General features: G+C 69.0%; 7 protein-coding genes. All 7 read right to left on the bottom strand.

What is annotated here, in order from left to right:
- Window positions 1-28: 28 nt before the first annotated feature.
- A complete protein-coding gene (locus ASG00_RS03050) occupies window positions 29-1,222 on the bottom strand; it encodes a hypothetical protein (RefSeq protein WP_056206781.1) in 1,194 nt (397 codons plus the stop codon).
- A gap of 9 nt (window positions 1,223-1,231) precedes the next feature.
- Entirely contained in the window at window positions 1,232-2,089 is an 858-nt protein-coding gene (locus tag ASG00_RS03045) for a hypothetical protein (RefSeq protein ID WP_056206779.1), read from the bottom strand.
- Entirely contained in the window at window positions 2,086-4,887 is a 2,802-nt protein-coding gene (locus ASG00_RS03040) for a hypothetical protein (RefSeq protein WP_056206776.1), read from the bottom strand. The genes ASG00_RS03045 and ASG00_RS03040 overlap by 4 nt, the downstream gene beginning before the upstream one ends.
- A complete protein-coding gene (locus tag ASG00_RS14765; protein WP_156454740.1) occupies window positions 4,874-5,050 on the bottom strand; it encodes a hypothetical protein in 177 nt (58 codons plus the stop codon). Before ASG00_RS14765 ends, ASG00_RS03040 begins: the two co-directional genes overlap by 14 nt.
- Before the next feature lie 47 nt (window positions 5,051-5,097).
- On the bottom strand, window positions 5,098-5,535 hold the full coding sequence (locus ASG00_RS03035; protein ID WP_156454739.1) for a DUF7426 family protein: 438 nt from the start codon (window positions 5,533-5,535) through the stop codon (window positions 5,098-5,100).
- A 71-nt stretch (window positions 5,536-5,606) separates the two neighbouring features.
- Window positions 5,607-6,311 (bottom strand): phage tail tube protein, encoded by a 705-nt coding sequence (locus ASG00_RS03030; protein ID WP_056206770.1) that lies wholly within the window; start codon window positions 6,309-6,311, stop codon window positions 5,607-5,609.
- A 99-nt stretch (window positions 6,312-6,410) separates the two neighbouring features.
- Window positions 6,411-6,624 (bottom strand): hypothetical protein (locus tag ASG00_RS15190; protein WP_200930842.1); only part of this gene is annotated, 214 nt, incomplete at its 5' end.

Here is a 6,624-nt window from a genome sequence, read left to right as displayed (position 1 = left end):
CTCGCCCTGCGGCGGGCTGGCGTACCCCTTACCCATTGACCGCCGCCTGAGTCGTCACGTTCACGGTGAGTCCCTTCGCGTTGCCGTCGAACGCGACGATGCGACGCCGCGGGGTCGACTGTTCGAACACGTACGGGTCACCGTGGCCCTGATCCGGGTCGTACGCGGGGATCGTGATGTCGCACCAGTCGCCCTCCCAGTACGCGCCGAGCAGCGGCTGCCGTGCCGCCTCGACTGTGAACGTCCACGTCTCGAGCGGGGCGCGCCCGAACGTGGTCGCCTCGCCCGAGTAGCCGTCGAGCGTGTCCTGAATCACGACCGTCGAATGGCTGGTGTCGAGCGACTCGAACAGCGGGAAGCCGAGATCGGTGAGTGTGGGGTCGGTGGAGCGGGACACGAGCACCGAGTCCACCGAACGACCGGCGGACGCCCACGCGACCGACGCGAGAGTCGTCGCGTCGACGCCGACCTTCAACGCCGACACCCCACTGCCCGGCACGCCCACCGTCCACTGGTGCACCGCGGTGCCGGTGATCAGCGGGTTCGCGTCCGTGCCGGTCTGCAGCAGGAACTGCACGCCGAGCCGGTCCGCGGCGAACTGCGGCTTGAACCGGATATCGGGGCCGTCCTCCAGCTGCGTCAACTGGGTGAGCAGCGTGCCGATGTTCTTGAAGTCGACGGCGTCCGCGTTCCGCTCGCGGCCGCCGGCGCGATCGGCTTCGAACACGACGGGCACGTTGCCGCCGGTCCACGCCTGCGCCTGCTGCACCCACCGTTTCGCGATCGTGCCGTACTCGAGGTTCGACAGGTTCGTCGCGAGCGCGGCGTTCGGCATAGTCTTGCCCGCCGAAGCCGGGTCAGAGACGATGAACGTCGCGACATCCGCGGTCGCTGCGGCGAGGGGCAGCAGGTAGCGGTGATCGAAGTACGACCACAGCCCGACCGCGGTCACCCGCAGCGTCTTCTGATCGCGGTCGTAGTCGTGAGCCCACACCGGCCCGGCCGCGAGGATCACATCGCCGACCGCGACAGCGAGCACCGACCGCCCCGGCCGGATCGTCTGCCGAGGCCGCAACGCGATCGTCGCGGGGTCCTGCATGTCGAGCACCGCGGTGAGCTTCTCCGGGGCGTTCAGCGAGCGTGACCAGGTTGACTCCGCCATCACCTGGATGTCGATGAGTTGCCGTCCGGTGCGGAGATCGGCGATGAACCAGCGCAGCATCCGACCCCCTCAGTTCGCGTCGGACCACGACAACGTCAAGAGCGGGGTGCCGATGACGGTGCCGAGCGGGTTGAACTGCACGATGCGGGATCCGAACGCGGGGATCTGGAACCCGTCCCATTCCCTGCGGGTCATGAACCCGGTGATGTCGTTCTCGGGCAGGTCGAGGTACGCGACCGACAGCGACACGTCGAACACGACCGTCGAGCCGACCGGGATGACGCGTTCCAGGCGCAGGATCCGTCCGGACAGGATTTCGACGAGCTCGACACCGTCCGCACCACCCGTGACAGCGAGGACGAGGGGGCTTGGGGCGCTGCCGCCGTTCTCCGCGGTCGCGCGGCCGTCCATGCCCGGGGTGCCCCAGTCGACGGGCCACACCTGCGGCCACGGCTGGCCGGTGCCGGACGTCGGCGGGGTCGTCGACGCGGAGCGGATCGGCCCGTACATGAGCGGGTCGGTCGCGAGGACGACGAGCTGGAACTCGACGAGCTGCGCGCCCGGGTTCGGTGTGGGCACGAAGCGCCGCACCGACACCACCCGCGTCGTCTCCCCGAAGTCGTCGACGACCGTGATGGTCACGGGCACCCCGACGATCAGGATGCTCCGCAACGCCATGAGCATGGACGCCCAGCCCGCACCGCGGAAGCGGCCCGCCATGTTCAGCATCAACGACGACCGCCAGTCACGGTCGATGCCGAACGCGCCGTCGCCGGCGGGCCGCTCACGGATCTCGGTCTTCGAGTCGGACACCGTGTACCAGTCGGAGAAGAACTGCGCACCCACCTGGTAGACGCCGTCGGCGCGCTGGTTCTCGCCGTACATCGTGACGGACCCGCCGATGGAGGTCAGGGTGACGGTGCTCACTTCTTCAGCACCCGAAGCTGACGCCCGACCTCGCCGCCGACGACCGCGCCGAGCACGCGCGGGTCTTCCTGGTTCACCCCGGACACGTGAATGTGCACCTCCGTCGCCTTTTGCTTCACGGCCTGCGGGGCCTGCTGCATGGTCGGGATCGTGGGCGTGTATCCCGCGTTGATCTGCTTCAGCAGGGCGCGGTTCCGGTCGGCCTGCCCGAACACGTTCGAGGTGACCTCTTCACCGTTCGCGAGGCGATAAAGGCCGGCCGTGTCCGACCCGGCGGTGCCGCGGCCGAGCACGCTGCCGCCGCCACCGCCGGCGAGCCCGCGGGGTGTGCCACCGTTCGCGAACGCGACACCACCGGTCACATTCGACAGGTTCTCCGCGCCATGCAGCTTCACCGCGATGTCGATGTTGCGAGAGAGCTGCTCGAGGTTCTTCTGCAGGGCCGCGATCTGCGCGTTCGCGGCCGCCGTGTCGACCTCGACCTTCGTCTTGGGCACCTCGGCGGGGATCTGGAAGATCGAGTTCACGAACGCCTCGACCTGCTTCCGGTCCTCCCCGAGCTCCACCGCGTGCTCGATGATCGCCTTCTTCATGTCGACGAGCTTCTTCCGCGCGTCCTCGCTGCTCGCACCGTTGTCGCGATAAGCCTGGGCGGCGTTCTGCGCGGCCTGCACGGACGAGATCAGCTCGCCCCGGTTCGCGACGGCGGCCGCCGACATCCCCTCAAGGTTCGTGGTCGCGCGCTTCACGTCCTTGCCGGTCTTGTCAATGTGGGCGCCCATGTTCGCGAGCGACGAGTCGAACCGGTTCTGCGCGTCCGCGGTGGAGATCGCCTTCCCGTTAAGCAGGTCGAGCTGCTGCTTCAGGAGGCCAGCGGCGTCGCCCTGCAGGTACATCTGCGCGGTCGCCTCCTCGGTCGAGGACTTCATGTCCTTCTGCGAGGCTCGAGCGGCCTGGATCGCCGACACGGAGATTCCGAGGGCAGCCGCCGCGGCCGTGTCGGCGGAGGTCTGAGCGTTGGTCGCTTCGGTCGTGTCCCCGAGCGCGTCCTGCAGCTCCTTGTTCCGGGTGATCTCGCCCGAGATCGCGTCGCGGTTGGTGTTCACCGCGGTGGTCAGGTCGGCGGCGGCCGTCGCGACGTCCAGCAGGTTCTGGCCGGTCTTGTCGGTGGTCTGGTTGAGCCACTCCTGCTGGTTCCGTCCCACGCCGAGCGCCTCGTTCAGCTTCTTCTGCGCGTCCGCGTTGCCGAGCACCGCCTGAGTGACGACCTGGGTGCTGATGCCGAGGAGCTTCGCGTTCGCGTACGCGCCGGCGTCGGCGAGCTTCTGCGCGGCCTTCTGGCGCACGTTCTCACCGATCACGCCGTTGTCGGCCTGCACCGCGGCGGTGTAGTCCTGCATGGCCTGCGTCGCGTCGGTCTGCTGAGCGATGACGACCGCGAACACGCCGGCGAGGGCCGACAGCCCCGCGACGATCCACCCGACCGGGCCCGTCGCGATGGTCGACGCGACACCGACCGCGCCCATGGTGCTCGCGATCGACGCGAGCATCGGGGCGATGAAGCCCCAAGCCTTGAACGCGACCGCCCCCCACGTGATCGTCACGATGAGCTGTGACAGCACGTCGACGGGGATAGCGTCGATCGCCGTCGCGATCCCGGACAGCACTGTCAGGCCGATCTGACCGAGCGGGGCGAGGGCCTCGAGGATGTGCATCACCATCGCCGCGAGCTTGCCGAGCACGTCGGTGACGGTCGGGAGCATCGACAGCGCGTAGCCGGCGAACTTCTCGATCCCTGACCCCGACGCCCACCGCTGGAACCCTTCCGCGAGGCTCTGCACGTACAGGCCCGCGGTCAGGAACAACGGGTTCAGCACACGGAGGCTGCTGATCGTGCCCGCGATGGCCGCCGAGCCCGTCCGCCCGAGGATCACCGAGAACTGCCCCACCTGGGTGTTCAGCATCGGCATGTCCGCGCGGATCTGCGACACCACGTCCCGGAACGAGCCGAGCATGTTCACCGCGGCGGTGCGCGACAGGGTGTCGAAGATGCCCTTCAGGTCCGACAGGCCGTTGCGGTACATCCCGCCGACGACCGTGCCGTCCTGCATCTCCTTCCGGATGCCGAACAGGGCGAGCACGCCGGCGGAACCCATCCCGAGCAGCGCACCCGCGACGCCGACCGCGACCGCGCCGACAGGGGCGAGGAGGGGGACGAGGAGCGCGACGGCCGCCGCGATCGCGCCGACACGGGTCACGTTCGTGCGGTTCGCTTCGTTCGCTTTCACCGTGGAACGTTCGACGTCGTCCTGCGCGGAGGCTTCCTCGAGCGCCGCGGCCGCGGCGGCCTGCTGCGCGGCGGTCAACGCGACCTCCGACGCGGTCGCCTTCTCGTTCGCGACGTCCAGACGTCGAAGCGCCTCCGTCACCGCGAGTTCGGCGGCCGCGAACCGGGAACCCGTCGTCACGCCGCGGTCCTGCAGCTCCGTCAACCGCATCTGCGCGAGCTGCGCGCGCGCGTACGCGGTGTCGGCGGCGTGCATCGCGGTCGTGAGACGCGCCTGCGCGGCGGTGACGGTGTCCGTCGACCGGGACACGCGCCGCGTGGACTGCTCCACCGCGGCGAGCTTCGCGACAGCCTCGCCCGTCGTCGCGCCGACCCGGATGTTCGGGTCCGCCGACTCGATGTCGTGGATGTCCTTCTTCGTCGCGGCGAGCTGCGCGACCCACTCGTCGCGATCCATCCGCAGCTTCCCCACGATCGAACCGACCGTGGTGGGACCCTCATTCACGCTCACCGGGCACCTCCTGCGGTTCCTCCGGCGCGAAGTACCGGGCGAGTGGGGTGTCGGTGGTCATCAGGAACTTCACGCGCGTCTCGAACCAGCGCCACGGCTTCACCCGCCACACGGACTCGAGGTCGACGTGCAGGACCTGATGGAAGGTGCCGACGAGCAGCACCCACTGGGCGAGGATGTCGACGAACGCGACCGACCCGGACGGCTTCCTCAGCTCTTTCGGGAGGTCGTAGCCTTCGAAGATGCCGGTGACGGGGTCTTGCTCGCCCCACCCGTACTGCGCGATCGCCTCGTAGCCCGATTGCCCTTCGACTTCAGGTACTCCACCATCGCTTTTGGGTCGGCACCGGTCTCCCACATCGCGGTCGCGTACTCGCGGCCATACTCGAAGTCGGCGAGGATCGTCGCCGCGGCGCGCGTGACGAACAGGATCGGGACCCCGTCGGCGCGCATCTCGTCGAGCAGTTCCTGACCGAACAGGTCAGGCCACATCTCTTCGAAGCTGCGGTCGGCGTCCTCGCCCTTGTTGAGGATGCCGGACAGGCGGATGCCGAGGTCGATTCCGATGGCGGGGGCGGTGTAGACCTTGCCCTTGTAGGGGAAGGCGAGGGGCCCGTCGGCGAAGTCGGTGAACTCGCGCAGAGTCATGGTGGTGGGGACCTTTCTGTGGGGATGGACCTCGGGCGCGCGCATCCCCATCCGCGCGCCCGAGGGGTGTGTTACGCCCGGGTGTAGGGGAAGGCGGCGGAGGTGCCGGACAGGTTCGTGGTCGTGATCGGCGCGGACCCGGCGGAACCGGCGGGGAGGACGGCGACGATCGTGTTGTCGGACACGACGATGTAGCTCGACGCGTTCGTGCCGCCGATCTTCACGCCCGCAGCGCCCGTCACGCCCGCGAAGCCGGAACCGGTGATGTTGATGATCCCGCCGGCGGCGACACCGGACGGCGACGCACCGAGGATGATCGGGGCGATCGGGTCGCTGAACGGGTTCGCGATCGGGGACAGGATCCCGTCGCCGGTGAACGTCGCGGTGATCTCGTCGAGGTCGGTGACGCCGGTCTTCGACGGTACCCATCCGACGATCGCGACGCCCTGGAACGCCTCCGGGCCGCCGTTGCGGTCGTACCAGCGGACGTTCACGCGGGCCGCGTCGCCCCAGCCGAGCTGCGCGGCCCGGACGAGTTCCTGGCCGGCGTCGAACACCCCGGCGACGGTCTTGCGGAGCGCCTTCGCGGTGACGACCCAGCCCTGCATGGTCTTCTCGAACGACGAGAACCCGTTGGTGTCGTAGTCGTCGGCGGCCTGCAGGTTGGGGCTGACGGGGGTGTTCAGGTCGTTGATGCCCTTGAAGGGCAGCCACGCGGTGGGGTTCGCGATCGACGAGACGTCGAGTCGGAACCGTCGGGCGAGAGCGGTGGTCATGATGAGCCTCCTCAGGCTGATCGGGGCAGGGTGAAAGCCCCTCACCAAGCGGTTCGGGGGCGGGCACCGACGGGAGTGTCGGTGGTCGAGGGGTGGGGATTACCAGGCGCCGCGTTCGGGGCGCAGGTCGGTCGGTGGGGCGTCGACGTCGAGGTAGTACTGGTCGGCGCGTTCCCAGCGTTTCGACTGGTCCGTGCCCATCGGGGCGGAGATTCGCCGCAGGCACTGGATCACGGTCTGCGACCCGACGGTGATGCCGGTGAGACCGTGGAGGACCGTGAAGATCGGGTCGAGGAGGTCATCGACGTCGGTC

It is taken from the genome of Microbacterium sp. Leaf351, from assembly GCF_001423825.1.
In the GTDB taxonomy this organism is placed as follows: Bacteria; Actinomycetota; Actinomycetes; order Actinomycetales; family Microbacteriaceae; genus Microbacterium; species Microbacterium ginsengisoli.
The sequence above is the reverse complement of the archived record's forward strand: the minus strand, read 5'-3'. Positions and strand labels throughout refer to the sequence as shown.